Source organism: Citrifermentans bremense R1 (assembly GCF_000426865.1).
Lineage (GTDB): Bacteria > Desulfobacterota > Desulfuromonadia > Geobacterales > Geobacteraceae > Geomonas > Geomonas bremensis.
The window spans coordinates 1-24,688 of the sequence record NZ_KE384582.1; the positions used below are offsets into that span (position 1 = coordinate 1).

The following is a 24,688-nucleotide window of genomic DNA, read 5'->3' on the forward strand; positions in this document are numbered from 1 at the left end:
CTGCAAGATTTCATCAACGGCAGATACCCAGGCAGCAACGGCAGTCAGTAATTTATATTTTGATGTAGAATAAGGGGACGCCCATTAATAAATAAAAAACTAGGAATTGGTATGCCTCGCCAGTCTCGCATAGATGGATCTGGTGCACTGCACCATATAATTTGCCGCGGCATCGAACGCAGGGATGTCTTCAACGACAACTGTGACCGGGATGATTTTGTCGAGAGATTGGGGAATATTCTTAGTGAAACATCGACCATTTGCTATGCATGGGCATTGATTCCGAATCATTTCCATCTGCTGCTGCAGACAGGATCATGTCCTGTTTCTACCATAATGAGTCGTCTCCTCACGGGATATGCTACTAATTTTAACCACCGGCACAACCGACACGGGCACTTGTTTCAAAACCGTTATAAGTCCATTCTTTGCCAAGAGGAGCTATACCTTCTTGAGCTGGTGCGATACATCCACCTAAATCCACTTCGTGCTGGCATTGTGACATCTCTCGATGAACTGAAGAGGTTCCGCTATAGCGGCCATAGTCGTATCGTCAACCAAAGTAGTACCGTGCCTTGGATGGCAACAGAGCAAGTTCTGCGGCGATTTTCAGATGGAGAAAAGGCTGCTATTCGTGCTTATGAAAAGTTCATCTCGGATGGGGCTGCCCTTGGCAAACGTGACGACCTTACAGGCGGAGGATTATTGCGTAGCGCAGGGGGATGGCGTGAAGTAGTGTCTGCTCGCGAAGCGGGAGTCTTCCTTAAGAGTGACGAGCGGATACTGGGAGACAGCGACTTCGTGGAGAATGTTCTTCACCTTGCTGAAGAGGAGATGGAAAGAAAGTTCAAGTACATCAATCAAGGAGTTGATCTAGAGAGGGTGGCGGATATCGTTGCTGTCGTGCTTGGCACAAGCAAGGAGGATTTTGAGACGCACGGTAATCAGCCAAAGAAAGTACAAGCTCGCAGTTTATTCTGCTATTGGGCAGTTCGTGAGTTAGGTGCTACCACGACCTTTTTGGGTCACCGACTCGGGATGACCCAACCTGCCATAAGCGTTGCAGTCAGCCGCGGAGAGAAACTTGCTGCGGAGATGGGGTTGCGACTGCAAGATTTCATCAACGGCAGATACCCAGGCAGCAACGGCAGTCAGTAATTTATATTTTGATGGGCGTCCCCCAGATGCTGCGGAGAGAAACTTGCTGCGGAGATGGGGTTGCGTCTGCAAGATTTCATCAACGGCAGATACCCAGGCAGCAACGGCAGTCAGTAATTTATATTTTGATGGGCGTCCCCCAGATGCTCAGATGCTCCCAGCCGAATGCCGGTCGCGATCACGCCGGAACAGCGGTCGCAATCAGATCGGAATGCCGGTCGCAATCGGCCGGAATCCACGACTACGAAGCTCGCACTCACGACTAGCAAGCACTCAACCGCGACTTTTGGGAAAGGCGAGCCTGTACAGAATTTTGTAAATGGGGACGAATTGGAAGCTGCAGGCGTTTGTGGCGTCATTGGCGAGACGGGAAGTCTCGGTCTGATATGGCTTCTACCTGGCTTGGTAAAGCCGGAAAGTGTCCTGCACCAGGCGGGTCAGTTCCTCGCGCAGCTCGGGGGGATGGAAACTTATCAAGGTTGGGTGAGATGTCAAATGGTGGGACGTGCTGAATGAGAGGCAGGAGGGACGCTAACATAAAGAAGGGGAGGGGCAGCAAGGCAGAACCGAGTCGGACTTTACCTTTACTGCGCCTCCCTCCTGCCTTATGCCCCTTCCCCTTGCCTAAATTTCAGCTTTGAGTAACGGATCGCCGCTGGTTGCACTTCTTGTGCTACATGAGGTCAAAGGTCTTGCTCAGTTTCAGCTCGATCCGGAAACCCTCGGAGGGGGTATTGGCCTCATACCAGCGAGCGAAGGGGAACATGGCCGCCAGGCCGGCCGCGAAACCGGCCGGCTTGTACTTGAATGCCACCTTCGGCCCGGCATACCATTCGTTCTTCGAATCGTTCTGGCTTTTTCCGTTTTTTTCGCTCTCGTCATTCCAGTCGAACTGCGATTCAGCCCCCATGTCGAAATAATTGTTCACGGCGTAGCCCCAGGCTGTGGTGCTCCGGATGTACATCGGCTTCCGGTAGTCGTGCGACCCTTCGGTAAAGGTGTACACGTGGATCTCCTGGTCAAGGCGATGTGAGCCGTTCGTGTAGGTAACACCGACGGCGCCGCCGGCGCCCCAGGCACCGTTGCCGACGAAATCGACACTCTTGTTGCTGACATCGGTCGTCGGCACGACTAGGCCGACGTCCACCGCCAGGTCAAGGGGGGCGCCTTTCGCCTGCTTCAGCAGTACCTTGTGCAGTGCAATGGCGGTGTCGCCGACCCAACCCAGATGCTCCCCTTGGCCGGTGGCCCGGTTTTTTTTGTAAACGTCGTAGATGGGGGTCGCGGTGCGCACGTCGAGACCTTCGGTGATGCCGTAGCGGAGTTTCACGACTCCTACGTTTTTAGTCAATTTGATCGCGTCGCTTACTTCACTGCCTCCCTTGCGGATGCCGTCGGTCTCACAGTACTGGTAATTGAGAAGGACACCAAGCTTCCCCACCGGGAATCCTGTCCCGGCAGGACCGAAGGCGGAAATGGCAGGGCCGAAGGGCTGCGGGACGACAGGGGCATCAGCACCCCAGGAAAGGCCGGCAAAGGTGCAAAGTGCCGCTAAGGAAAGCGGGATGATGCGCTTGCTGAATTTCATAACGTGCTCCTTTCTTCTGTGCGGCATCGCGTTTCTGCCGAACTGCGGTGAATCCTGTGGGTTGAATCACTCCCCCGCCGGGAGCAACCGGTAGAGGAACGTGGTCAAGTCGTTGAAGAGGCCGAAGAAGAGGAGGATGCCTACGGCCATCAGCAGAATCCCGGTAAAGAACTCCATCTTCCGGATGTGCGACTTGAACCGTTTGAAAAAATCGAGAAAACCGTGGAACAGCAGTCCGGAGATGACGAAAGGTATCCCAAGCCCCGCCGCATAGCAGCCGAGCAGCAGCATGCTCTTTGCGGTCGAGCCCGACGTGCCGGCCGCCATGGCGAGGATGGCCCCGAGTATGGGGCCGATACAGGGGGTCCAGCCGGCGGCAAAGGCGATTCCCACGAGGAACGTCCCCGCGAGACCTCCCGGCTTGTTCTGGATACGGACCCTCTTGTCCCCTAGCAGCAGCCCGAAATGGAACAGTCCCGACATGTGGATGCCGAAGAGGAAGATCAGCAGGCCGCCAGCCCGCTGCAGCCAGATCAGACCGTCCTTCATGACCGTTTGGAAGGTGGAGGAGGCGGCCCCGGCAAGAGCCCCCATGCCGACGAAGACCACGGAGAAGCCGAGGACGAAGGCAAGGGAGTGGGCCAAAACGACCAGGCGTACTTTCGTCCCAGGGTGAGCCTCCTGCAACTGGCCGAAGGAGAGCCCGGTGATGTAGGTGATGTAGGAAGGAATGAGGGGGAGCACGCAGGGGGAGAAGAAGGAGAGGAATCCCGCGGAGAAGGCGATCCAGTAGGTGATGTCCGGTCCTAAGTTCATATCGGCTTCTCCACTATAGCGACTTCAGGTAGCTGACGACCTTGGGGGCATCCCATTCGATCCCGCCGGTTACTCGCTGCCGGACCACCCCCTTGCGGTCGACGATGAAGGTGTCCGGGAGACGATAGGCGCCGTACTTCTGCTGCACCTGGCCCGAGGCGTCGCTGAGAAAGTCGAAGGATACCTGCGCCCTGCGGTATTTCTCCGGGATCCGCTTTTCGACGTTGACCGCCAGGATCACCAGGTCCCCCTTGGGAAAGGACCTGAGCAGCCGGTCCATGGAGGGCATCTCGTCGCGGCAGTAGGGGCACCAGGAAGCCCAGAAATTCACCAGGACGATCTTGCCGCGATACTGCGACAGGCTCTTGCTCTCCCCCGCGAGCGTGGGGAGCCTGAAGTCCGGCGCCGGCGAGCCGGTGCTGACCGGCCAGCCATCGCCCTGAGCCTGGACCGGCGCCGCCACGGCGAGAACCATTAGGGTGAAAAGGGAGGCGCAGATAAAGCGGAACAGTGGGTTCATGGTGACAACCTCTCGGATGCTGTTTTCGGTTACGTGATCTTTAATGCGCCTCAGGCTGAAGGAGGTCCTTCAGCCTGAGGTTTGCAGCAACGTGTTTACTTGGTGAAGGCCTTTTCCACGCTGAACGGCATGGCCTGGTAGCCGGTCGTATCCTTCAGCTGGATTTCAACCGCCGGCACGGTCGAGCCGTAATTGAATTCCATGATGTAGGGGTTGGGGTCGCTCTTGAATGCACCCGTAGCGATGTCGAAATCGGCGCCGGCCGTCGCGGAGTAGACAAACACGGAGTCCTTGTCTTTCTGGTATTCGGTCAGCGAGGTGACCGGGCTGTACCAGCCGTTGCCGCGCTCTTTGCCGAACTCCCAGACCTGCTCGACGGTCATCTTCTTCTGGTCGATCTTGTAGATGACGGCACGGGAGTACTTCATGCTCGGCAGGGCCGGCTGCTCCATGCCGCGGCTGTCGCCGTTGTCGAAGACGCTCAGATAGAGGATGTCGCCCTTGGACTTACTGTCGATCTTGAACGCGGTATGCTGCGTCCAGGTCCAGTCGAAACCACCCTCGTCATTCTCGTAACCGGGGCACTTCGAGCCGCCGCTGACGCATTCGATTTTGTTCCCCTTGGAGTCGATCGGGGTCAGGAACTTGTCCTGGTATTCCTTCTTCCACCCCTCGGGACTGCCCAGGATCCATTTGACCTTTTTGTCGCGGCCTATCTTGACTGCGGCCGACTGGTGGCGGGAGCTGATGATGATGGAATCGTCTTCCGCATCGTGGTCGACGCTGTTCACATGGGCCCAGTTACGGCCCGGACCGACACCGACGATGTCGCCGAATTTGTCGTTTGCGTCCTGCTTGGCCAGTTCTTCGGAGGTCATGGTATGGCCGGCCTTGCTGGCGTCGATGTTCAGGCATACGGCCCCTTGGTCGAGCACCTTCATGTTGACGTCGCGATAGGGGTCGAGGATGTCGAAGAGGCGCCATTCATCCTTGACGAGGCCGGTGCCGGGCTCTATTTCGATGATCACGTCGCGCACTGTGCGGACATTTTTGCCGTCAGCCCGCTTCAGGTTCGAGCTGCCCACCCGCAGGAAGTAGTCGCCGTTGGGGGAATTGTCCATGGAGTGGGAAAAATCGTTGTAACCGGCAGGAAGCTCGCGATTGAAGATCTCTTTCCCCATGATGTCGTACTTCACGTAGCGCTGGCCAAAACCCCAGCTCATGGCGCCGTCGTTGTTCTGCTTGAAGCCCATCATGACGCCGGCCTTATAGATCGACTTCAGGTCGTAGATGCTGTCGGCTTTCATGTACCAGCGGACTTCACCCTTGGTATCGACGATGAAGTTTTGCGGATAGTAGTTCCACTCCAGCGCGCCGCCTGTCGGGTTGTTCCAGACCGCCCTGGTGCCTTTGCCTGCCTTGTGCAGGAAGTTGTTGACGAAATAGAGCCGGTCGCTGAACTTCTTGTCGACTTTCTTGACTTCAGCCGAGGAAAAGAGGGCCGCTTTCTGCGTCTTGGTGGCATTAGGCTCTGCATACACGGGGGGGGCATACAGCGTGTAGCTTTCCTTGACCTGCTCCCATTTCCCGTTGTACAGCTTGGAGTATTCGACCTCGGCCGTATTGACGTAGTCCGCGTAGAGGCCGAAGACCGGGATGCCGCCGTGGGTCAGAAGATGCTGGTTGGCGACCGTGTATTTGATTTCCTGCCCGTCTTTCTTGGGGACGATCCGCACCGTGACGTCCTTGATGACGTATCCGCCGTTTTTGATGACGGCGGTCAAGGGGGCGATGTCATAGGGGTTCATGACGACCTCGCCGAGTTTCCCCTGGACCTGGTAGTCAACCTTTGCGCCGCTGGCCCCGCCGATGGCCAAGGCCATGGTAGGGACTGCTGCTGCGAGCATGGCAGAGCACAACACGAGCCGCGCCATTCTTCCGGTTTTCACTAGTGCTGCTTTTTGACAGTTCATACCTGTTCTCCTTTTGATGTTGTCTGTGGCGAACATGCCGCCCCTCTCGCCCTTATTCCTCGTTATGCCAACTTTCCGGTGCATGTTGAGCTTTCCGTTTGTGCTGCCGATTGGCGCTTGCGCCACAGGGTAACGATCCAGCAGGCTGCCGCCACGATCAGGAACAGGAGGATGGCGCCGAAGGTGATCACGGTGCACTGCGCCATGTTCATGAAGTGGGAAGGAGGCCAGAGGTACCACCCTTCGGAATAGAAGTCCGTGATTGCCTTCTGCATGGAACTCAGCTGGACCCCGTCGGGAATTATGGGGTTGTCGTAGCCGCAATCGCCGGTCGGCTTGAACCATTCCGGAGACCACTTGTCCAGCGGCAGGTGGAACGGGAAGGTGGGCTCGGGGGAGCACCCCTGCACGCCGAAGAGGTCGTCGCTGTGGGCGGCATGGTGGATCTTGTTGAGCTTGATGCTGTAGGCGACCCCTTTGACGCTACCCCAGATGGCAAACAGGTAGCCGACGATCTTGAGGCCGATGTTGGAGGGCTTGATGGCTGCGACGATGCCCCCGAAGGCGATGGCGAAGAAGGCGAGCCTGATGTACACGCACTGTTCGCAGGGCCTCATGTAGAGCCAGATCTGGAATACGGAGTGGGCCAGGATGACCATGAACAGGCTGAGCACCGCCATGAAAACCCAGAGAAACCGCTTGTCCTGCCATTGGCTGATGCTCTTTACCGGTTCTGACCTGAAGTTGCTGAATATTTCTGCGAGTTTCACGGCGAGTCTCCTTATTTGGTCTTCAGCTCGTTGATAAGTTTCAGCATGCCGTCGACGGAGGTGATGCTCTTGGTCATGATGAGGTATTTGCCGTTGATGACGAAGCCGGGAACGCCCTGCACCTTGGCAACGTCATAGGACTGGTCCCATTCCTTCAGCAGCGCCTTGACCTTGGGGTCGTTCTTCGCCTTGTCGAATTCGGCCCTGGTCATGCCGACGGCGTCGAGGCCGGTCTTCAGGTAGGCGTCGGGGCCTGCATCCCAGCGCTCCTTCTTGTCATGGTAGGCGTTGTAGTAGGCCATTTTGGCTTTTTTCAGCAGGGACTTGTCGGTGTACAAATCACGGTCGGAGAGTCCGGCCTTCTGGTCCTTGAGCAGCAGCACGGCAAACAGTTCGCTCCCCTGAACGCCGTACTTCCCTTTGGTTTTGAGGTGGAACGGTCTGAAGGTGAGGTCCTTCGGCAGCTTGGGAACCAGGTTGGGGGTGACCTTTTTGTCGTACTTGTAGCAGAAGGGACAGTCGTAGCTGAACACCTTGATCAGGGTCCCCTGTGCGTTCGGGATCGGTTTTGCCAGCTTGACGTAATCGGTCCCTTCGGTGAAGGCGAAGCTGGTGCCGGCAAAAAAAGCTACCAGAGCAAAACTCTTGATGATTGTCTTGGCAAATTTGAATGACATGATCTTTCTCCTTTGTTGTGATGGATATGGTTGTCTACAGAATCCGGCCTCGTGTGACGTGTCGTGTTGAATGTCGAGTCTCCTCCTTTCTCCCGACTGCCAGGTTGGTGATAGTGCTGTCGCTCTTAGGACAGTAAAAGTGTACTACTACAACTATTAATTTAATTTAATGCTACTAACTGGTGGTTTTGGTAAAAAGCAAGAGCCGTTCGTGTCGTTTTAGTTTATTTAACAAAACCAAAATGACTATGTCAAGCATGTTTTTTACTTTTTTGTGAAAGTCAAACCCGGCAGCCGTTCCAGCGCGCGCTTTTGCCGGAACGAAACCGAGCCGCCGCTGGAGAGTGTTTGCAACGCTTTTACCGAGGGTTGGGAGTGTTGGAAAGGGGGAGCTTCGAAGAGGGCGGAGGGACTTTTAGTATATTTCTGGGAAAATTATCTTATTTCTATTTACAGCTATTGGTAAAGTGAAGTAAACTAAACTTGCTTTGGGCGCCTGGGGGTCTCGGTGGGCTGAAGCACTTCCCGCGGCGCCAGGAGCAACGGCTCGATAATCTACCAGGAACCACCCCGAAGAGGGACCGCCCCATGAGAAAATTCCTCGAAGCCAACAAAAACCGCATCGTCATCGTCACCTATGTCCTGCTCTTCTGCATGTTCTGCTTCTTTTCCCTGATGGATCTGCACAAAAGGACGTCCGATTACGCCTATTTCGCCAACAAGATCAACACTTTCATCAAGAATGCCCACGACAGCGAATCGGAGTACCTCTGCTCCCGGCTGGTCAACTACGTCAGCGCCGTGGCACAGGAGCGGAACTTTGCCGAGCTGTTGAAACGCGGCGATGCGGAATCCCTCGAAAAGGCTGCCGAACCGGTTTTCCAGGATTTCGGAAAGCGGTATGTTCCGGTTATCTCGGTCCTGATCTATGACGGCACCGGAAAACTCAGATATCACATGATCCACCCATCCATAGCCCACGACCCTGAACAATTCAGGCCGACTGTCACGAAAGGGGTCTTTACCGCCAAAAAATATACCTACGGGTATGAAACCAATATCGTTCCCCTTTACTTCTGCACGGTCATTCCTATCAGGGACAGTCTTTCAAACGTCGTCGGAACGATAGAATTAGGTGTCGACGTGTCCTTTTTCCACTACAATCTCAAATGGTTTTTCAAGGACGTCAAGACGGCTATTTTTTCCAACGGTAAGCTCATAGATAATCAAGGCTCTTATAAGATAGATTCTGCAGAATACGTGTACGATTACTACAGGAAGCTGAAGGCGAATGACGCGGAATTCTTCAGTAAATTCATTGACAGGATCGATTTCAACCGTGCGGAAAACGATATAGAACTCGGAGACAAATATTACCTGGTAAGTACCTCCCAGATACTTCGCGACAACAGAGGTCATGAAGTCGGGAAATATCTTGTGGCCTATGACATGACCGAACTGCGGAGCCGTCACTGGGGTTACTTCTACATCTGGTTGCTGTTCTTTGCTATAACCGCTTCCGTCATGCTGTGTATTAACATGGTCGGGTTCAGGAAGTATGAGCGCATCATCACCGAACAGGGAAACATGCTGGCCCAGCGCTCGAAACAGTGCGCTCTCGGTGAGATGCTGGGTCATATCGGGCATCAATGGCGGCAACCTCTCTACAACCTGTCGCTCATCGTTCAAAATATCGGGCTGCAGAACCAGTTCGGCAAACTGGACGACACCCTGCTCAACAAGCAGATTATCCAGGCGAACCAGAACATTGAGTACATGTCGAACATCATAGATGACTGGCGCTCTCTGCTGATGTCCGGCAGCAGCCGGGCCGTGATCGAGCTCCAGGCGTCTGTCGAGCGGGCCATAGCGATGGTGGCACCGGTCATGGAACAGAGCCGGGTGACCATAGAAAACCGGATCACCTCCCCGGAGCACACTATGGGTTTCGTCAACGACTTGGTGCAGTTGACTATCAACGTGCTGTTGAATGCACGGGACCAACTCGGCCTGGTTGCAGGTGAGCGCGTTATCCTACTCTCCAGCCGCGAAGAGGCCGGTTCACTGGTAACCGTCACCTTCCAGGACAACGGTGGCGGGATTCCCGATCATCTTTTGAAAAGAATTTTCGAGCCCTATATAACCACCAAGGACAAGGCGGACGGCACCGGGCTCGGACTTTATCTCTGTCGCCAGATTGTCGAAAATCTCGACCAGGGGAGGGTCTGGGCGGAAAACAGGCGCTTCGAGCTGCAAGGGAAAGAGCACTATGGCGCCTGCATCTGTCTGCAATTCGCCAAAATAAAAACGGAGGAAATATGAACGTTGCTGCGTTGCAGGATATGACCATACTCTTTGTCGACGACGAGGAGGTTGCGCAGGAGCAGATGAAGCTGGTCCTGAGCAGTTTTTGCAAAAGCACCATCTGTGTCGGTAGTGCCGACCATGCCCTGAAAGTACTGGAAGAGCGTCGCCCCGATATCGTCTTGACCGATATCAGGATGCCCGGCCTGTCCGGCATCGAACTGCTTACTGCAATAAAACAAAAAGACCCGGCAGTCGCCGTTGTCATAGTCTCGGCCCATTCCGAGCCGGACTACCTGCTGGATGCATTTCGCCACAAGGCTGACGGCTACCTTTTGAAACCGTTCAACTTCCACGAGATGCTCGAACTTCTCTCCGACATAGCGACCCAGAAGGTAGCGGCAAAAATGGAAACGACTCAGGGGGGCGCGAAAAACGAGTTCCTTCTTAGGATTCTCGACACCCTTGGCGGCAGACGGGCCGAGATCATCGAGTACGTCATCAACCACCTCGACGCCAACAACATGTTCAATGGCACCTATGACGAGGTAGCAGAGGCGCTTGGAGCCAGCAAGCCGACAGTCGTCGCTACATTTCAGGTTCTGCTGGAAAAGAACGTGCTGGTTCGGATCAAGTACGGGACGTACAGGATGAACATGAATGGTTCTGGGTAAGCCTGGTGCTATCGAGATAACTGACCTAGCTTGGGATTAATGGCAAACCGAAATACAGATTGGACCAGTCCTTTCAGATTTCCGTGCAGCGGCGCTTTAGATAGTGATCGCGGGAGCCGAAAAGCTTTTTAAAGCAGTTGAGAAAGCATTCTGCGGCTTAAAAGGGCGGAGTTTGTCACTCGGCTTCAGTGGGCACGGTCCAATGCACAGGGGGCGCGTCGGGACCGGCCTCGGGTATCGCCGAGGTCTCGCATCGATCATGTGATGGGCGTGGAATGTCGTCTGCACTTAGGCATTCGCAGAAATTTATGGTGGGGCGAAAATATGCTTGAATTGATAGGTGGGTATTTCCGCTTTTTGGAGACGCTGGAGGCGAAGTGGATATGCCTCATCGCGCTGCTGTCGACGAGCCTTGTATTCCTCCTCGATATCTACCTTCCTGACCAGTACCTGTTCACTTTCGTTTATCTAGTTCCGGTGTCGTTCGTTGCCTGGTTTGCCGGCGCACGATACTCAGTCGGCCTTTCGCTCACGGTCTGCATCCTGATATCCCACCACTACAAGAACTTTGCCGTCTCCGCAATCATCTTCGACTTTTTGTCCAATCTCGGAGTCTTCCTCGCAGCTGTCGCGGCGCTAGCCAGAATCCGCGTACTGCTGGATCTCTCGGCTGCCCTTTCCAGGACCGACCCTCTCACCGGCGCCTATAACCGCAGGGCTTTCATTGAAATGGTCGAGTACGAACTTGCCAGACAACGGCGGGATCGTTACAGATGTTCTCTTGCATATCTCGATCTGGATAACTTCAAGGCCGTAAACGATACGATGGGACATGCTGCTGGAGACCAACTTCTCAAGGCGGTTGTCGATTGCGTAAAGGCCAATTTGCGGGCAACGGACGTTTTCGCGCGTATGGGTGGGGACGAGTTCTGCATTTTGCTGCCTAAATGTGATGAGAAACATGCAAAAACCACGATGGCCAACCTCAGGGCGAAACTAATGGAAGCTGTCAAGGAAAAGCAGTGGCCAGTGTCCTTAAGTATTGGAGTGCTCACGGTTGGTGACCCCGCTTGCGGTGCGGAGGACATCATCAGGAAGGCCGATGAACTTATGTATCAGGTGAAAGAAAAGGGTAAGGACGATCTTGTCTTTGACTGCATCTAGCAAGTTGAAGGTGAATCATACTCCCGTCCACGGTTTTACACTCACTAAGATGCAATTCGGGGAGTGGTGATGGCGGCGTATTTCTATGCCTGAACTGGAGGGAGCAATGACAGTTCTTCACGATCTTGAACTGTTACAGAAGGTGATTCATTCGTTGTCAGATCACATCGCTGTTTTGGACAGTCAGGGATGCATCGTATTCACCAACCAGGCCTGGAACCGGTTCGGGGCAGAAAACCGCTGCTGCCGGGAATCCGGGTGGGAGGGGGTCAACTACCTGGAAGCCTGCGAAGATGCAGCACGAACAGGTGATGAATTCGGCAAACACGCAGCGTTTGGTATCGCCAAAGTGATAAGAGGAGAAGAATGCTTTCAACTGGAGTACCCCTGCCACAGCCCGAGCGAGAAAAGGTGGTTCCTGATGAACGTCGTCGGGGTGGAACACGAGCGCAGCCGATATGTCGCTATTTCTCATGTCAACATTACTTTGCGCAAACTGGCGGAAGAACATGCTTACAACCTGTCGCTGACCGACGGGCTAACCGGTCTCTTCAATCGCCGCCACTTCGATAATTTTCTGAGCGATGAATGGAGGCGGTGTGCCCGCTTGGGGCTTCCCTTGACAGTAGCCATGATAGACATCGATCACTTCAAGCTGCTGAACGATACATATGGGCATCAATACGGGGACCAGTGCCTGATCAAGGTGGCAGGGGTGCTGAATCGCCATGCCCGGCGACCGAGTGACATCTGTGCCAGGTACGGCGGCGAGGAATTCGTACTGGCTTTCGGAAACAGCACCGCCGCCATGGTGCGGCGGCAACTGGAAAAACTGATAGAGGAAATCCGCTGCTTGCAATTGCCCAATGCAAACGCCCCCACAGCGGGAACCGTCACGGTGAGCATAGGGGTGTCGACTCAGTACCCGCGCTCCGGAACCAAGGAAAGTGTTGCGGTAGGGGAGGCCGACGCCGCTCTTTACAAGGCGAAAGAAGGGGGCAGAAACAGGATCGAATTCCTGAATTAAAGCTTGCAGCTCTTCAAGGGTGATAGTTTTTTCCTAGGAGTTGTCCTATCGTCTTTTTCAGGGTCGCCAGCTTGAACGGTTTTTCGACGAATCCGGCCAACCCCATTCCGATGAATTGGGGAGCCACCTCGTACTCGCTGTAACCGCTAGCCATAATGACCTGTAGCTCCGGGTCCAGCAGCCGCAGTTCCCGGAAGCACTGTTTCCCGTCCATCTGCGGCATGGTGAGATCGAGGATTACCAAGTCAATGTTCGGGGTATTCCTGAATACCTCCAACGCTTCGCGCCCGTTGGCGGCAGATACCGGCGTGAAGCCAAGAGTTTTAATCATTTCGCAGCCGATGTTTCGTACCTCATCCTCATCGTCCACGACGAGGACCGTTCCTTCCTTTTTGCACCAGCCATCGTCGGCGGAAGGATGGGGGAGGGCGACGTTTGGGGCTTTGTCGGAGGCGGGAAGCAGCACTGTGAATACGCTTCCTTTGCCTGGTTCGCTGTGAACCTTGATAGTGCCCTTATGTCCTCTCACGATCCCCAGCACTGCGGCCATCCCCAGTCCCCTACCCGTGAATTTGGTGGTGAAGAACGGGTCGAATATTTTCCTCACAGTCTCGGGAGACATGCCGCAGCCGGTGTCTGCTACCTCGACGAAAACATATCGACCTTGGAGGCTGGTATCCGTGGGCCAGGACTCCTGTGGATGATTCACATCGTACTGGACACACCCTGTAGTGATGTTGATCACTCCCTCCTTCTCGCCGAGTGCTTCGGAGGCATTGATGACCAGGTTCATGACTACCTGACGGATCTGGGTGGCATCGGAGTCGACGGCAGGCAACGAACCGGCGAGATTGTAGTTCATCACCGCCTTCTTGGAAATGGATACCTGCAGGATGTGCTTCAGCTCCTCCACGAGTCGGTTGATGTCGGTTGCTTCGACCACGAATCTGCCTTTACCCGAGTAAGCGAGCATCTGCTTGGCAAGGTCGGCGGCCCTCATTGCCGCTTTTTCGATCCGCTTCAGGTTCACCATTGCAGGTGCTGCGGGATCGAGATGCATGAGGGCCAGATCGGCGTTGCCGATGATGCTGGTGAGGATGTTGTTGAAATCGTGGGCGATGCCCCCTGCCAGAACGCCGAGACTCTCCAGTTTCTGGGTGTGGAGCAACTGCTGCTCCAGGTGGTTGCGCTCCTCCTCGGCCTGCTTGCGCTCTGTTGTGTCGCGGGCGGTGCCGTAGGTCATCCCGTCCTTCTGGTTGTGGACCGCGCTCCAAGATAGCCAGCGCACGGAACCGTCCTTGCGGACGTAGCGGTTTTCGAATCTCTTTGTGAGCCCGGATTGTACCTGCTGCTTCATTTCATCGACGGTCCTTTCCTTGTCGTCGGGATGCACGAAATCAATGAAAGGCCTTGACACAATCTCTTCCTCCGAATAGCCGAGGATCTCGGAGCAGGAGGGATTCGCCCTCAGGATGTTTCCCATTGGGTCAGCGATACACATGAGGTCATCGATAGTCATGAACAGCGTATAGAACTGTTCCCGTTCCTTTTCGGCAAGCTTTGACTCGGTGATGTCATGTGCCGAGCCGAAAAAGTACTCGAGCTCGCCCTGCTCGTCAAAGCAGGCGGTAGTCGAATCGCGCAGCCAGCAATATGCTCCGTCAGCCTTCCTCAGGCGGTATTCAAGGTCCAGATTGACCGTTGCCGTATCCCGCTTGAGAAGCGCCTCCTCGATGGCGGCAAAGATGCGCTTCCTGTCGTCGGGGTGGAGGTACTCCCTGAACAGCTCCAGGCTTCTGTTTTTTTTGAATTCGTCCACGGCATAGCCCGTCATCTGCTCGAAGGCTGGGCTTAGGTAGTCATACCTCCCCTCTTTGACATTGAGACGGTATAGAACATGATGCCGGCTGTTCAATGCCTGGGTAAAGCACTGGTTGGTGAAGTCGAGTTCCTCCAGTTGACGCCGGCGCTTGGAGATGTCGCGGGTCAGGGAAAGTGAAACGACCATGCCTCCCAGTCTGAAGATGGAGGCGTTGATCTCGACGGGAAAAGTAGTGCCGTCCTTGCGTTTGTGTATCGTCTCGAAAGTGGCTGGCGGATTATCGACCAATTCCGCTAATTGGGCGGTGAAAGTCTCCTTGGCGATTGTCGGGTCGATGTCGGTGATGTTCATCTTGAGCAGTTCTTCTCTTGCGTAACCAAGGCAGTCGCAGGTGGCGTTGTTAATATCCAGGATCTGCCCATCCGGTCCCAGCAGCTCAAAACCGTCGCCCGCTTGATCAACCAGGGTGCGGAAGCGCCGTTCGCCTTCGGCAAGCGATGTGAAGGCGGCCTTCAAACGACGCATCTTGCACAGCATGGCGATCAACAGGGCCACAAGGGCCAGGATCACCACCACTGCCGCTATGGCGACCTTTGAACAGTCCATCCAAAGCAGCGTGTGCATTCCTGTTCCTTCACCCGTAGTCGCTGCAAGTGACGTCAGCGGTGACAGCGGAATGTGGAAAAGCAAAGTCCCGAAGCAAGACGAAAAACGTCTCAAGAGAGTGTCGTTCATAGTCCCTTTCAGATGTGAGATAGATTGATACTTGCAAGCCTTTTACCGGGTGCTGGCAAGCGTCAGGTCAGGCGGCAATCGATAGAGTGGTTCTTGCACGAGACGAAGCGTGTACTGTCATTGACTCACTACGAAACAAGCGTCATCGACACTATCATACTTTAAAGCGAGGGTGAAATAAAGTTTGAGACAAGGGGACTTCGCTCGGTTGTGCAAGTTGTCAGGCGTGAGAGTGTGGGAGCAAAACGATAACTGCAGAGGTTCAGCCGCGGGAGGAGACGTTTCGGTCTAGTAAAAGCCTAACGGTAATGGTACAGCCGGGAGGTGTCCTGGACCAGGCGGGTCAGTTCCTCGCGCAGTGCGGGGGGGGAGATGAGTTCGGCGTGGGCGCCGTAGGAAAGAAGCCAGGAGAGGATCTCCATCTTGCCGCCGGCGTGGAAGGTGAGGGTGAGCGAGCCATCCCGCTCTTCTTTTACCTGCTGTGAGGCATGCCAGATGCGGTCCTTGATGGCGTGGGCGATGCCGGCGGAAAAGCGTATCACCACGTCCATGGGAGGCTCGGCCACGATGCCGAAGGCGCCGCCCAAAGCCTCCCCGGGACGGAACCCCTCCGGGATCTGGAACCGTTCCTGGCGCGGCTCGACCTTGGCGATACGCTCGACGGCGAAGGTGCGCAGCGCCTGGCGCTGTTGCGCGTAGCCCAACAGGTAAATGCCGCCTTTCTGGAACAGGAGGGTGTACGGGTCGACCAGGTACTCGACGGCTTCCGGGCGGTTGGGGGGGTGGTAGGTGATGACGATGCTGTGCTGGTACAAAAGGGCGTGGCGGATCGTTTGCAGCGATTCGGCGCAGCGGCTGTAGTCGCGCTTTCCCTGCAAAAGAGGGAGGGAGACCTCGGCTATCCGCTCCATGTGCGCGGCGAGCCGCGGCGGCAGGACGGAGTTCACCTTTCTAAAGACGCTTTGCATGTCCTCCAGGAACGGGGTTCCCTTGAGCAGGTCGAGCTGGGAGCGGAGCAGGGAGAGGGTCATCAGCTCCTGCAGCGTGAAGCTGATGGGGGGGACATCCTTGAAGCGGGTCAGGAAGCGATATACCTTCTCGCCGTCCTGCCAGTCTGAAATGAGCGGGTACCCCGCCTCCTGGATGGCGGCGAGGTCCCGATGGATGGTGCGCTTGTTGACGCCGGTCTCTTCGGTGAGCTCGGAAATGGAGATGCCGTGACGCGCCTCGATGAGGCGTATCACGTCATGCACCCTCCCTGCCTGGGAATACTTCTTGGCGGGGCGTCCCTTCCCGGTCACGGCTGATCGGGCTGGCTCGGTTGATTGGACTCGGTACCTTCGGCAGCCTTCTTCGGCTTGCGGCGGCGCGGCCTCTTGCGCTTGGCTGCCTCGGTTCCTTCACCTGCCGTTGCGGCTGTCTCGGTGGCGGGCTTTTCGGCGGCGACTTTCTTCTCGCCTGCTGCGGGCTTGCTGCTCCCCGAGCCGGACCTGCCTCGTGCTGCCGGTCTTCCCTTGTCGCCCGACCTTCCCCTGTCGCCGGGCTTGCCGCCCCTGCCAGGCAACTCGGTGCGGGGGCGGGGCTTGGTCCTTTTGTAGTCGTGGACGAACATGTCGTCCTCGGCCCACTCGGTGGGGATCTTCTGCTTGATGAAATCCTCAATCGGCTCGATGTAGAAGGCGCCGTCCTCGTCCGCGAACGAGATCGCCATCCCTTCTGCTCCGGCGCGTGCCGTCCTGCCGATGCGGTGCACGTAGTCCTCGCAGTCCTGGGGCAGGTCGTAGTTGATGACGTGGGAGACTCCCTCGATGTGGATGCCGCGGGAGGCGACGTCGGTGGCGATCATGATGGGAAGGGTTCCATCCTTGAAATCCGCCAGGATCTTCATCCGCTTTCTCTGTTCGACGTCGCCAGAGATGACCTTGCCCGGGAATTCGTTCGCGTTCAGGCGGTCCTGCAGGTATTCCGCCTCGCGCTTCGTGTTCACGAAGATCATGGTCCGCTCCATCCCCATCTTCCTGAGCAGGCCTAAGAGCAGCGGAAATTTCTCTTTGCGCGAAACGTGGTAGAGCACCTGCTCGACGCGCTCGGCGGTCATCTGCTCGGGGGTCACCGACACCTTCTCCGGCATGTTCATGAACTCGTAGGCGAGTTCCATGACGCGGGTGTTGAGGGTCGCGGAGAAGAGGAGGTTTTGCCTCTTGTCGTAGGGGGGAAGCCTTCTCAGAATGAAGCGGAGGTCGGCTATGAATCCCATGTCGAACATGCGGTCGGCCTCGTCGATGACCAGCGCCTCGACGTCCTTCACGGAGTAGACCTTCTGTTTCAAGTAGTCGATGAGTCGGCCAGGCGTGCCGATGACGATGTCGGCGCCAGCCTTCAGCGCGTCGCGCTGCTTCATGTAGTCGACGCCGCCGTAGATCGCCTGGATGTTGAAGCCGGTGTATTTGCCAAGTGCCTGGGCGTCCTTTTCGATCTGGACCACCAGTTCGCGGGTGGGAGCGAGGATTAGGGCTCTGGGATGGTGTTCGCCGCCGGTTTTTGCCTGGCTGAGGAGCTTGGTGAAGATGGAGATGAGGAAGGTGGCCGTTTTGCCGGTGCCGGTCTGTGCCTGCCCTGCGACGTCTTTCCCGGTGAGAGCCAGGGGAAGTGCCTTTTCCTGGATTGGTGTACATTGGGTGAAACCGGTCTCGTCGATCCCTTTTTGGACCTCCGCGGGTATCTGCAGCTCGGTGAATTTCATGCTTGCTTTCCTTTTTTTGCCTTATTTCAACCGGATATAACTAACACGTCCCGTTAAAAATGGCAAGGAATGGGTGCGGCCATGCTAAATGCCTGGTGTGCAACTGACGCATCGGCTGTCTCGGCATGCCTTGAGGTATCCGGGCCTTCAGCTCCTTACTCTAAAAAATACTTTACGAGGTGGTGGTTCTTTTCCCCCATTCGGTTCCCGCTTGCGCTCGTCCTCCCAACCGTCTAATCAATGAATTGTTTAGTTGATTATCATTAGTTGGTCGTGATATGTTGCTTCTCCGGGAAACACGCCAGTTTTCAGGTTGATACATGGCGAATTACCCGTCAACTCGTGGTAGACCCCCATAGGAAAATCGCATGAAAACGCCTCAAAGTGCCGACACGAACTCCAAACCTTCTCAGGAGCCGGCTTCCCGACTGGATCTTTCTTTCCCCATAGTCGGCATCGGCGCATCCGCCGGCGGACTGGAGGCGCTGGAGCAGTTCCTGCGCCAGGTCCCCGCGGAAAGCGGTATGGCGTTCGTGATCGTCCAGCACCTGGACCCGACCCACGCGGGTATCCTGCCCGAACTGTTGCAGCGCGTCACCGTACTGCAAGTACACCAGGTACGTGACCGCATGCGGGTCAAGGCAAACAGCGTCTACGTGATCCCCCCCAACAAGGACCTGTCCATCTTGCACGGCGTGCTGCACCTTTTTCAGCCGACCGTGCGGCGAGGGCTGCGCCTCCCCATCGACTTCTTCCTGCGCTCCCTGGCGGAGGACCGTCAGGATAGAAGCGCTGGGGTCATCCTCTCCGGTATGGGGTCCGACGGCACCCTGGGGCTTAAGGCCATCAGAGAGAAGGCCGGAGTTGTTCTGGTACAGGACCCCTCCGGCGCCAAGTTTGACAGCATGCCTCGAAGCGCCATCGGCGCCGGCCTTGCCGACATGGTGGCCCCGGCGGAGGACCTTCCCGGGAAGATCGTCGACTATTTCCGCAACGCCCATGCCATCGCCAAAAACGGGTTGATCCTGGCGGAGAAGGACCAGAGCTCCCTGGAAAAAATCCTGCTGCTCCTGCGCTCCAATACCGGTCATGACTTCTCGCTGTACAAGAAGAACACGGTGTACCGCAGGGTCGAGCGGCGCATGGACATTCACCAGATAGACAGGATAGCTTCTTACGTCCGCTTCCTGCAGGAAAACCCGCAGGAGGTGGAACTGCTCTTCAAGGAACTTCTGATCGGCGTGACCGCTTTTTTCCGCGATCCCGCGGCCTGGGAGCAACTGGAGGGGAAGGCTATTCCTGAGCTTTTGGCCCGATGCCCGGCAGGCGGGGTGCTTCGGGCCTGGTCGGCGGGCTGCTCGACGGGAGAGGAGGCCTACTCGCTCGCCATCGCCTTCAAGGAGACGCTGGAGCGCAGCGATCTGAAGGGGAAATACACCGTGCAGATCTTCGCCACCGACCTGGACCCTGACGCCATCGACAAGGCCCGCCAGGGGTGCTATCCGGCAAACATCGCCGCGGACCTGACTCCCGAGCGGCTACAGCGCTTTTTCGTACAGGAGGAAAACGGCTACCGAATCCGCAAGGAAATAAGGGAGATGATCACCTTCGCCACCCAGAACGTTATCATGGACCCCCCTTTCACCAAGCTGGACCTTCTCGTCTGCCGCAACCTCCTGATCTACCTCATGCCGGAGCTGCAGAAGAGGCTCCTGCCGCTTTTTCACTACAGTCTTAAAACCGATGGCATCCTTTTCCTGGGGAGCGCAGAGACCGTCAGCGCCTGTGCCGACCTCTTTGCGCCCTTGGACCTCAAGCTGCGGATCTTCCGGCGCCGCAAATTCGCCTTGTCGACGGAACATCTGGTGTTCCCCCCCTCTTTCGTCCCGGCCCGGGGGGAACCCTCAAAGGAGCAAAAAATGCCGACTTCCGCAAACCTCCAGTCGCTTGCCGACCAACTCCTGTTGCAGCAGGTATCCCCGCCTGCCGTGCTGGCAAACGGCAATGGGGACATCCTCTATTTCAGCGGGCGGACCGGCAAGTACCTGGAACCCGCGGCCGGCAAGGCCACTTTGAACGTCTTCGCCATGGCCCGGGAAGGGCTCCGCTTCGAGCTGGGCAGCGCCTTCCACAAGGTGCTGGTACAAAAGGAAATCGTCGTGGTGCGGGGGCTTAGCGTCGGGGAGGGTGCAGCCGCCCAGGCCTTCGATCTCACGGTGCAGCCGGTCCAGGAACCCGAGGCGCTGCGCGGGATGGTGCTGATCGTCTTCCGCGACTCGGAGGCGCCGCAGGTGAAAAAGGGCACAGGCCGCGGCAGGCAGAAAGGCTCCGAGAACGTTAGGGTTCAGGAGCTGGAACAGGAAATGAAACATCTGCACGAGGAGCTGCAGACCACCCGCGAGGAGATGCAATCCTCGCAGGAAGAACTCAAATCAAGTAACGAGGAACTGCAGTCCGCAAACGAGGAGCTGCAATCCACCAACGAGGAGCTGACCACCTCACGGGAGGAGCTGCAGTCCCTGAACGAAGAGCTGCAGACGGTGAACGCGGAGCAACAGTCGAAGATGGACGAGTATGCGCGGACAAACGACGATATGAGGAACCTCCTGAACAGCACCGAGATAGTAACCGTGTTCCTGGACAGCGACCTCAACATTCGGCGCTTCACCGCCGGTGCCAACCAGCTTTTCAAGCTGCGCCCGGGAGACGTGGGGCGTCCCTTGGCCGAGATCACCAGCGACCTGCCCTATCCCGATATGATTGGGGAAGCGCATGAGGTGCTGCGCACCCTCGCCTTTTCGGAAAAGCAGATTGCCACCAACGACGGGCGCTGGTTTTTGGTGCGCATCATGCCCTACCGCACAATGGACGATGCCATCCGCGGCGTGGTGATCACCTTTTCGGAGATAAGCGCGGCGAAGAGAGTTGAAGCGGAACTGCGCGAGGAGATCGCCGCGCTCAAGGCCCGGTACGAGCCTGGCAGCTAGGACCGGCGGGACTGTCGGTCGGCAGGTTATCCCTTTTATAAAAGTGAGGCGAGGCATGAAGAGCCGGGAAAACAAGCGTCGTTTGGAAGGCTTGGAGCTGCGCCGCCAGGCCGAGATGAGTCTGTACCAGGGGGCGGGCGGCTCTCCTCCGCAAGCCCACCACGAGACCCAGCGTCTTCTGCACGAGCTTCAGGTCTACCAGATCGAGCTGGAGCTGCAAAATGCCGAAATCACCAGAACGCGGGACGAGCAGGAGACCTTGCTTGAAAGGTACACCGAACTCTACGACTTCGCCCCGGTCGGCTACTTCACCCTGGACCGCGACGGCATCGTCGTTTCGGCCAACCTGAAAGGCGCGAGCCTCCTCGGTGTCGAGCGCGATAGGTTGCGGGGCCGCCGCTTCGCACTCCATGTGTCCGGCGATGCACTTCCGGTTTTCTCCCACTTTCTCGAAAAGGTATACAAGCGGGAAGAAAAGGTTCTTGCTGCTCTGCCGCTTGCGGCGCCGGTAAATCCTCGCCGCTTCGTGCGCCTGGAGGCGGCCGTCGCCGATTCGGACACGGCTTGCCACATTGCGGTGATCGACATCACCAAGCAGAAGCTTTCCGAGGAGAAGATAACCCGCCTAAACAGCGAACTGGAACAGCGCGTGGCCGAACGCACCTGTGAGCTTGAGGCCTCCTATGCCGCGCTTGAGGCCTCGTACAACGAGCTCGAGGTTTTCAGCTATGCGGTGGCCCACGACCTGCGTACCCCGTTACGTAGCTTGAACGGTTTCAGTAACATTCTCCTGGAGGATCACGCAGCCCATCTGGATGGAGACGGCCAGGCGCTTTTGAGGCGAATCGGAGCTGCCGCCGGGAGAATGGGACAACTGGTGGACGGCATACTGCGGCTGACTGGACTGACCCGCCACAAGTTGAGTAGAAGTACGGTCGATCTGGGAGCGCTGGCGTCCAAGATAATGAGCGAACTGCGCGAGATGGAACCCGAGCGAGCGGTGGATTTCGTCCAGGCAGAAGGGGTAACAGTATGCGGCGATCCCCATCTGTTGCGTCAGCTCTTAGCAAACCTGCTGGGCAATGCCTGGAAGTACACAGGCGCCCGGGTTTCTGCCAGGATCGAGTTCGGTACCTGCTGGCTGGACGGTAAGGCCGTATATTTCGTGCGGGATAACGGCATCGGATTCGAGATGCAGCACACGGCAAAGCTGTTTACCCCTTTTGAACGGCTGCACGGGATGCAGGAATACGAGGGGATCGGCATCGGCCTCGCCATCGTGCAGCGCATCGTGTCGCGCCATAACGGCAAGATCTGGGCCGAGGCGGAGCCGGGCAAAGGCGCCTGCTTCTATTTCACCCTGAACCAGAAAGCCGGGCGAGGTACGAGCCAATGACTAAGCATCCGGGCAAACAGCGTAGCACCCAACACGCCGAGCTGCGCCGTCAGGCCGAAGAGCGCCTGAAGCAACAGCACCCCGACCAGCCCCCTCTGTCGGGGCCGCAAACGCAGCGGCTGCTCTATGAGCTGCGGGTCCACCAGGTGGAACTGGAACTGCAGAATATCGATCTGCGCCGGTCCAGGGATGAGGCAGAATCCCTGCTGGCGAAGTATACCGATCTCTACGACTTCGCCCCGATCGGCTATTTCACCCTGGACCGAAAGGGAAGCATCCTCGGAGCGAACCTGAGCGGGGCCAGGCTTTTGGGGGTCGAACGCGCGAGGCTCGTGGGACGCAACTTCGGGGTGTTCCTCAATCAGGCAACCAAGCAGATTTTCAACGATTTCCAGCGGGAGGTGTTTGCCGGCCCGGGCAAAGTGAGCTGCGAGGTGCCGCTCGCCACTGGAGAGGACAACCCGCGCTTTCTGCAGGTCGAAGCCGTGGCGGACGAATCGGGCGGGGAGTGCCGGGTTGCCATCATAGACATCACCGAACGCAGGCGGGCGGGGCAGGAAATCGCCCGCACCAGGCAGGAGCTTGTAGAGCTGAACAAGTCCCTTTCGGAGCGCGTCGCGCAGGCGGTGAGCGAGCTGCGCCAAAGGGACCAGATGCTGATCATGCAGGACCGGCAGGCGGTCATGGGAGAGATGATCAACAACATCGCCCATCAGTGGCGTCAGCCGCTGAACATGCTGGGGCTCATCCTCCAGCAGCTGCCTTTTTTTTATGGCTCGGGCCAGTTCAGCAGGGAGTTCCTTGAAGAAAATGTCGGCAAGGGGATGGAACTGATCAATCACATGTCCCGCACCATCGACGATTTTCTGAACTTCTTCAGGTCTGACAAGGAAAAAGTCGTGTTCAAGGTCGGCGAGGTGATCGAGCGGACGCTTCTCCTGGTCGAAAGAACCTTCAAAGATCAGCAGATCCAGCTCAGTTTCCGGCACGAAGGCGGTCTGGAGATATTCGGTCACCCGAACGAGTACGCCCAGGTGCTTTTGAACATCCTGATGAATGCCCGTGATGAGTTGGTCGCCCGAGGTGTAGGCTCCGCCCTCATCTCGATACGCGCCTTCGAGCAAGATGGCAGGTCGGTGGTAACCGTAACTGACAATGCCGGCGGCGTACCCGAGGCGGTCATGGGTAGAATTTTTGATCCTTATTTCACCACGAAGGGGGCGGACAAAGGGACAGGCATCGGGCTCTACATGTCTAGGACCATCATCGAGAAAAATATGGGAGGCAGACTGACGGTGCGCAATACCGGTGAGGGGGCCGAATTCAGGATTGAAGTCTGACCACCTCTCCGACGACAGCAGATCCCCTCGGCGATCTCCGAGGTGATCAACAACAGATCAAGAGGTTAAGCGAATTGCAGACGGTTACAGAGACTTCGCCGACTTTCTGCTAAAGATTCACCAACACTCCGGATGCCTCAACCTGAGGCGGCTCCCTATCTTCAACTAAAAGACGAAAGACTGGAAAAAATCCCCTTCACCACAACGGCTCGCTGTGCTATCTTCCCCGCGACTAAAACGCAAGAGGGGCAGATGACGCAATCATTCATCCACATTGATTCACCCAATTACATCCGTTTGGAAGACCTGCCGAAACCGCCGAACTGGAGCGCTGTGTTCGGCAACGACAACCCGCTCGCGCTGGAGATCGGCTGCGGCGTAGGCGACTTCATGCTGAAGACGGCGCTGGACCAGCCGGACGTGAACTTCGTCGCCATCGATTTTTACAACAAGGGGTGCTACAAGACCTGCCGCCGCATGGACCGGCACGAGGTCAAAAACGTGCGCGTGCTGCGCGACGAGGCGCGCCTGTTCGTCACCGACCGGGTCCCCAAAGGGGGGCTGTCGGCCGTATATATCAACTGCCCCGATCCCTGGCCCAAGAAAAGGCACCGCAAGCGCCGCCTGGTGAACCGGGAGTTCGTCGAGTTTATGATGGACTACATGCGTCCTGGCGCAGACTTTTATTTCGCCACCGACTTCGATGACTACGGCATCGACGTGGCGGAGATGCTCCCCAAGGTTTCCATGATGCAGAACCAGTTTGGGACCGACCTGTACCGGCACGAGTTCCCCGGCTATCACCTCTCGAAGTACATGCGGAAATTCATGGCCGAGGGGAAAAAGATCTATTTCGTGCATTACAAGGTGAAGTAGGAAGGGTAGGGGGAGCAAATCCCCCCTGTCCCCCCTTCGCAAAGGGGGGGACGTGAGTGCTCGCGCAATGCTTGGTGGGCAGATACATCCTAGGCTTCCTGGTATTCCCCGGTGAGCC

The 24,688-nt window shown here is 56.7% G+C and carries 18 protein-coding genes; 9 read left to right on the top strand and 9 right to left on the bottom strand.

What is annotated here, in order from left to right:
* Positions 1-111 precede the first annotated feature (111 nt).
* Positions 112-1,158: a transposase gene (locus tag K419_RS22570; RefSeq protein WP_035497722.1), complete on the top strand. Its 1,047-nt coding sequence runs from the start codon at positions 112-114 to the stop codon at positions 1,156-1,158.
* A 673-nt stretch (positions 1,159-1,831) separates the two neighbouring features.
* Here the strand turns inward: K419_RS22570 and K419_RS0120675 are convergent.
* The 6 genes from K419_RS0120675 to K419_RS0120700 all read right to left on the bottom strand — a co-directional run bounded on the left by K419_RS0120675 (position 1,832) and on the right by K419_RS0120700 (position 7,502).
* Complete coding sequence (locus tag K419_RS0120675) at positions 1,832-2,746, bottom strand: transporter (RefSeq protein ID WP_026843202.1); 915 nt, start codon at positions 2,744-2,746, stop codon at positions 1,832-1,834.
* 66 nt (positions 2,747-2,812) lie between these two features.
* Positions 2,813-3,562, bottom strand: coding sequence for a cytochrome c biogenesis CcdA family protein (locus K419_RS0120680; RefSeq protein ID WP_026843203.1), 750 nt, complete (start codon positions 3,560-3,562; stop codon positions 2,813-2,815).
* A 13-nt stretch (positions 3,563-3,575) separates the two neighbouring features.
* Complete coding sequence (locus K419_RS0120685; protein ID WP_026843204.1) at positions 3,576-4,082, bottom strand: peroxiredoxin family protein; 507 nt, start codon at positions 4,080-4,082, stop codon at positions 3,576-3,578.
* A gap of 95 nt (positions 4,083-4,177) precedes the next feature.
* Positions 4,178-6,055: an aryl-sulfate sulfotransferase gene (locus K419_RS0120690; RefSeq protein ID WP_035497724.1), complete on the bottom strand. Its 1,878-nt coding sequence runs from the start codon at positions 6,053-6,055 to the stop codon at positions 4,178-4,180.
* Between the two features lie 62 nt (positions 6,056-6,117).
* Positions 6,118-6,825: a protein-disulfide oxidoreductase DsbI gene (gene dsbI / locus K419_RS0120695; RefSeq protein ID WP_026843206.1), complete on the bottom strand. Its 708-nt coding sequence runs from the start codon at positions 6,823-6,825 to the stop codon at positions 6,118-6,120.
* 11 nt (positions 6,826-6,836) lie between these two features.
* Complete coding sequence (locus K419_RS0120700) at positions 6,837-7,502, bottom strand: thiol:disulfide interchange protein DsbA/DsbL (protein WP_026843207.1); 666 nt, start codon at positions 7,500-7,502, stop codon at positions 6,837-6,839.
* Between the two features lie 588 nt (positions 7,503-8,090).
* Between K419_RS0120700 and K419_RS0120705 the strand changes: the two genes are divergently transcribed.
* The 4 genes from K419_RS0120705 (at position 8,091) to K419_RS0120720 (ending at position 12,671) form a co-directional block, all read left to right on the top strand.
* The gene (locus tag K419_RS0120705; protein ID WP_026843208.1) at positions 8,091-9,824 is read left to right on the top strand and encodes a sensor histidine kinase; all 1,734 of its coding nucleotides are present in this window, start codon (positions 8,091-8,093) and stop codon (positions 9,822-9,824) included.
* Positions 9,821-10,480: a response regulator gene (locus K419_RS0120710; protein WP_026843209.1), complete on the top strand. Its 660-nt coding sequence runs from the start codon at positions 9,821-9,823 to the stop codon at positions 10,478-10,480. Before K419_RS0120705 ends, K419_RS0120710 begins: the two co-directional genes overlap by 4 nt.
* A gap of 324 nt (positions 10,481-10,804) precedes the next feature.
* The gene (locus K419_RS22920) at positions 10,805-11,644 is read left to right on the top strand and encodes a GGDEF domain-containing protein (RefSeq protein WP_051293157.1); all 840 of its coding nucleotides are present in this window, start codon (positions 10,805-10,807) and stop codon (positions 11,642-11,644) included.
* A gap of 106 nt (positions 11,645-11,750) precedes the next feature.
* Positions 11,751-12,671, top strand: coding sequence for a sensor domain-containing diguanylate cyclase (locus K419_RS0120720; RefSeq protein ID WP_026843210.1), 921 nt, complete (start codon positions 11,751-11,753; stop codon positions 12,669-12,671).
* Between the two features lie 13 nt (positions 12,672-12,684).
* Here the strand turns inward: K419_RS0120720 and K419_RS22580 are convergent, their stop codons facing one another.
* The 3 genes from K419_RS22580 to K419_RS0120735 all read right to left on the bottom strand — a co-directional run bounded on the left by K419_RS22580 (position 12,685) and on the right by K419_RS0120735 (position 17,971).
* Entirely contained in the window at positions 12,685-15,117 is a 2,433-nt protein-coding gene (locus K419_RS22580; protein ID WP_051293159.1) for a hybrid sensor histidine kinase/response regulator, read from the bottom strand.
* A gap of 410 nt (positions 15,118-15,527) precedes the next feature.
* On the bottom strand, positions 15,528-16,529 hold the full coding sequence (locus tag K419_RS0120730; RefSeq protein WP_026843211.1) for a helix-turn-helix transcriptional regulator: 1,002 nt from the start codon (positions 16,527-16,529) through the stop codon (positions 15,528-15,530).
* A complete protein-coding gene (locus tag K419_RS0120735; protein WP_026843212.1) occupies positions 16,526-17,971 on the bottom strand; it encodes a DEAD/DEAH box helicase in 1,446 nt (481 codons plus the stop codon). The genes K419_RS0120730 and K419_RS0120735 overlap by 4 nt, the downstream gene beginning before the upstream one ends.
* A gap of 368 nt (positions 17,972-18,339) precedes the next feature.
* On the opposite strand from K419_RS0120735, the gene K419_RS22585 reads away from it, so the two are divergent.
* The 4 genes from K419_RS22585 (at position 18,340) to trmB (ending at position 24,570) form a co-directional block, all read left to right on the top strand.
* Positions 18,340-20,958, top strand: coding sequence for a chemotaxis protein CheB (locus tag K419_RS22585; protein ID WP_035497727.1), 2,619 nt, complete (start codon positions 18,340-18,342; stop codon positions 20,956-20,958).
* 55 nt (positions 20,959-21,013) lie between these two features.
* Positions 21,014-22,354: a sensor histidine kinase gene (locus K419_RS22925; protein ID WP_051293161.1), complete on the top strand. Its 1,341-nt coding sequence runs from the start codon at positions 21,014-21,016 to the stop codon at positions 22,352-22,354.
* Positions 22,351-23,694: a sensor histidine kinase gene (locus K419_RS0120750; RefSeq protein ID WP_051293163.1), complete on the top strand. Its 1,344-nt coding sequence runs from the start codon at positions 22,351-22,353 to the stop codon at positions 23,692-23,694. The genes K419_RS22925 and K419_RS0120750 overlap by 4 nt, the downstream gene beginning before the upstream one ends.
* A 252-nt stretch (positions 23,695-23,946) precedes the next feature.
* Complete coding sequence (gene trmB, locus K419_RS0120755) at positions 23,947-24,570, top strand: tRNA (guanosine(46)-N7)-methyltransferase TrmB (protein ID WP_026843214.1); 624 nt, start codon at positions 23,947-23,949, stop codon at positions 24,568-24,570.
* Positions 24,571-24,688: the final 118 nt, after the last annotated feature.